This window comes from Mammaliicoccus fleurettii, assembly GCF_003970575.1.
Lineage (GTDB): Bacteria > Bacillota > Bacilli > Staphylococcales > Staphylococcaceae > Mammaliicoccus > Mammaliicoccus fleurettii.
The window spans coordinates 1-3,979 of sequence record NZ_RXWZ01000152.1 but is presented as its reverse complement, the minus strand read 5'-3'; the positions used below and the strand labels follow the sequence as shown (position 1 = coordinate 3,979).

General features: G+C 31.2%; 4 protein-coding genes and 1 riboswitch. All 4 genes read left to right on the top strand.

What is annotated here, in order from left to right; translation table 11 throughout:
• The first annotated feature begins 199 nt into the window (after window positions 1-199).
• The 4 genes from CD129_RS10500 (at window position 200) to tenA (ending at window position 3,846) form a co-directional block, all read left to right on the top strand.
• On the top strand, window positions 200-1,201 hold the full coding sequence (locus CD129_RS10500) for an NADP-dependent oxidoreductase (protein ID WP_115337069.1): 1,002 nt from the start codon (window positions 200-202) through the stop codon (window positions 1,199-1,201).
• Window positions 1,202-1,356: 155 nt separating this feature from the next.
• Complete coding sequence (locus tag CD129_RS10495) at window positions 1,357-2,532, top strand: YbfB/YjiJ family MFS transporter (RefSeq protein ID WP_238418549.1); 1,176 nt, start codon at window positions 1,357-1,359, stop codon at window positions 2,530-2,532.
• An 18-nt stretch (window positions 2,533-2,550) separates the two neighbouring features.
• A complete protein-coding gene (locus tag CD129_RS10490; protein WP_115337071.1) occupies window positions 2,551-2,907 on the top strand; it encodes a DUF2200 domain-containing protein in 357 nt (118 codons plus the stop codon).
• Between the two features lie 87 nt (window positions 2,908-2,994).
• Window positions 2,995-3,102: riboswitch (TPP riboswitch) on the top strand.
• 66 nt (window positions 3,103-3,168) lie between these two features.
• Window positions 3,169-3,846, top strand: coding sequence for a thiaminase II (gene tenA, locus CD129_RS10485; RefSeq protein ID WP_115337072.1), 678 nt, complete (start codon window positions 3,169-3,171; stop codon window positions 3,844-3,846).
• Window positions 3,847-3,979: the final 133 nt, after the last annotated feature.

Below are 3,979 nucleotides of genomic sequence, written 5' to 3'. Positions count from 1 at the left end.
AATTTTATTTACTATAATGCATCATGACAGAACATAATAGAAAAGTAAATTTTAAAAGCTTAGAATTTCTATAGCTTTATTGAAATATCGAATTAAAGGAAAAACAAATTATTTGAGTCTCTTATTAATCAAGTCTAATATCTATTTATATAAAGGAAATAAATTGAATAATTTTTAGTTATAAATTAGGAGGAAAATCATGAAAAATGAACAAATAGTATTAGCTAAAAGAACAGAAGGTATTCCTCAAGATGATGTATTTCGCTATGAAGAGATAGACGTTAGAGAACCAAGTAGCGACGAAGTATTATTAAAAACGATATATGTATCCGTTGATCCTTATATGAGAGGTAGAATGAACGATTCAAAAAGTTACACGCAGTCATATGAATTAGATAAACCTTTTAACGGGCATATCGTAGCTGAAGTAGTTCAATCTAACTCAAGTGAATTACAAAAAGGAGACGTTGTTACGGGTGTATTGCCTTGGCAAAAATTTATAACCATTAACCAAAAATACGTAACTAAAATAGCTTCTAATGAAGTACCGTTATACTTATATTTAAGTGTACTCGGTATGCCAGGAATGACAGCTTATCAAGGATTGTTGAAAATTGGTAAACCACAAGAAGGAGAAACTGTAGTTGTTTCAGCAGCTTCAGGAGCAGTAGGGTCAGTAGTTGGACAAATTGCTAAACTTAAAGGTGCTCATGTTGTTGGTATAGCAGGCGGCTCCGAGAAAGTTAATTATTTAACTGAGACGTTAGGTTTCGATGAAGGTGTAGATTATAAAAAAGACGATTTTGCTGAAAAACTTGAAAAAGCAGTACCAAATGGAATAGATGTATATTTTGAAAATGTAGGCGGAGAACTTTCAGATGAAGTATTTAAACACCTTAATAAATTTGCACGAATTCCAGTTTGTGGCGCGATATCTTCATATAATCTTAAAGGTGAGGACATCGGACCTCGCATACAACAAACACTTATAAAAAACCAAGCACTTATGCAAGGTTTTATAGTTGCTCAATTTAATGAAGACATTAAAGAAGCTAGTGAACAATTAGCACAATGGATACAAGAAGGTAAAATAAAATCAGAAGTAACAATAGATGAAGGATTTGACCAAATACCAAACGCATTCCGTAAATTATTTACAGGTGATAACTTTGGTAAGCAAGTCATTAAAGTATCAGAATAATATAGTAAATAAAAAGCATGCCCAATCCAAAATTATTAATAGTGGATAGGGCGTGCTTTTTATTTTTCTTCTCTTCTTTCTCTTTTAAATTCATCTTGTGTATTCATGCTATGAGAGAGATAATATTACTTAAAAGAGAAAACGAGGTGCGTAAATTGTCAGCTAGTAAAGCGTATAAACAACTAATATTAGGTATGCTATCACTTTTTATTGTTATGGCGATTGGACGTTTTTCTTATACGCCCATTTTACCTTTCATGCAAAAAGCAACGCATTTAAGCAATCAAGACGCTGGATTATTAGCTACAATCAACTATTTAGGTTACTTGATTGGTGCGATGATTCCTACATTCTTAATTATGAGAAGCAAGGTCATTGATTTAAAAATATATTTATTAATCAACATTATTTCTGTATTACTTATGGGCTTTACGCATGACTTTATTACATGGAATGTTCTGAGATTTGTAGCTGGTATTACGAGCGGTACTGTATTTGTACTTTCTTCTAATGTCGTATTAGAAGGTTTAAATAAAGGCGGTAAGTCTCATTTATCTGGATTTTTATACAGTGGTGTTGGAATTGGAATATTCACGAGTAGTATTTTTGTTCAATTATATACAGATAGCGAGACATGGTCATCTACTTGGATCATATTAGGTGTTGTTTCTTTATTAATGGGTTCAATTGTTATTTTCTTAATGAAAGATATAAAGGAACCTTTAAATTTGAAGCAAAAGAAATTAAATATTGAGACTGATAAAAATGAAACATATACAAAATGGTTTATGGTGTTCTTTTCAATTGCTTATTTACTAGAAGGAGCGGGGTATATCGTTACAGGTACTTTCTTAGTCGCTATTGTTGAATCTATACCAAATCTAAAAGAATATGCTGCATTAAGTTGGATGTTTGTTGGTTTAACAGCAATACCTTCGTGTGTATTATGGTCCATTTTAGGGAATAAGATAGGATATATTAAAGCGATTTATCTTGCATTTATGCTTCAATTTATAGGCGTTATATTGCCAGTATTTTCACATACTACAATAAGCTTAATTATAAGTTCATGTTTATTTGGAGGAACTTTCTTAGGATTAACGACTTTATTTATGTCACGAGGACAAATAATGAGTGCAATATCTGGTAAAAATTTAGTAGCACTATTAACATTTTTCTATAGCCTCGGACAAGTTATTGCACCATATTTTGCAGGAATATTAATTGGAGATACTGATAATTATAATGGTGCACTTATTTTTGCATCATCACTATTAGTGTTAGCGATTATTGCTATATTTTTAAGTCAAAGACAACGTCAACAAACATAAACGAAAGAAGGATAAAACATGGAAAAAGAAAAAGTATATGCAATGCCAGTTTCAAGTGTATATCCACATTACGTTACTAAAGCAGAGAAAAAAGGAAAAACAAAAGAAGACGTAGATGAAATCATCCTTTGGCTAACAGGTTATAGCCAGCAAGAATTAGAAGAAATTTTAGAAAATAAAACCGACTTTGAAACATTTTTCAAAGAAGCACCAAACAAAAATCCAAATAGAAAACTTATCAAAGGCGTTATTTGTGGAATAAGAGTAGAGGAAATCGAAGAACCACTAATGCAAGAAATCAGATATTTAGACAAACTAATTGATGAACTTGCAAGAGGAAAGAAAAAAGAGAATATATTTAGAAAAGAAAAGTAAGAATCGTGAGAATGAATTATGACTTTATTTGCAAAATATATACAAAACCGATATGTTGTAACTGAATGAAAAGTAAATAAAAAAATATTAAACCACTGGAAGTGCCTTTTGAAAGGCTGAGATTAAAGTGAAACTTTGAAATTCCTTGAACCTGATCCAGTTTATACTGGCGTAGGAAAGTGGCGTTTCTTTAATTAGAGTATAAGTAGACGCTATTTTCTTAATGGAAATAGCGTTTTTTTATATATAAGGAGGATATAAATGAAATTTACAGATAGAATATTTAAAAGAGTTGAACCAATTTGGAAGTCTTATATGGATCATCCTTTTATTCAAGGATTAGGAGATGGGTCACTTGATGAAGAAAAGTTTAAACATTGGTTAAAGCAAGATTATGTATATTTGATTGAATATGCAAGGCTATTTTCTATTGGTGCAGCTAAATCTCCAGATTTACAGATGATGACAACTTACGCCGATTTAGCTTATGATACTTTGCATACAGAAATGGATTTGCATCGTAGCTATGCTAAACAATTTGGGATTACAGAAAAGGAACTTGAACAAACAGAACCAGCTCAAACTACATTAGCATATACAAGTTATATGTTGAATTTAGCACAACAAGGTGGAATCGAGAATGTTATTGCCGCAATACTAACGTGTACATGGAGTTATAGTTATATAGGTTTGAAATTAGCAGAAATTGAAGATTCAAAAGACCATCCACTATATGGAGAATGGATTAAAATGTATGCATCACAAGAATTCAGTTCATCTAAAGAAGACTGCATTCAATTAATGAATAATGTAGCTGAAGGAAAGACAGAAGAAGAATTACAACGTTTAGAAGATATTGTTGTAAATACAAGTTACTATGAATACATGTTCTGGGAAATGGCAGAGAAACTAGAGACATGGCCAGTACCAGTAAAATAAAACTAGCGTGTTAGAACACAAAAATTAATATATAAAAAAGAGGCAGGGACAATTAATTTGAGCTGACCCCAATTTGTGGGAATAAAATAAAAACACTTTCGTTGAATTCATATTAAAATGAATTTATACGGAG

Bases quoted from the DNA above. Each gene is read 5' to 3' on its own strand.
- CD129_RS10500 (WP_115337069.1), top strand. From the start codon at position 200: ATGAAAAATGAACAAATAGTATTAGCTAAAAGAACAGAAGGTATTCCT.
- CD129_RS10490 (WP_115337071.1), top strand. From the start codon at position 2,551: ATGGAAAAAGAAAAAGTATATGCAATGCCAGTTTCAAGTGTATATCCA.
- tenA (WP_115337072.1), top strand. From the start codon at position 3,169: ATGAAATTTACAGATAGAATATTTAAAAGAGTTGAACCAATTTGGAAG.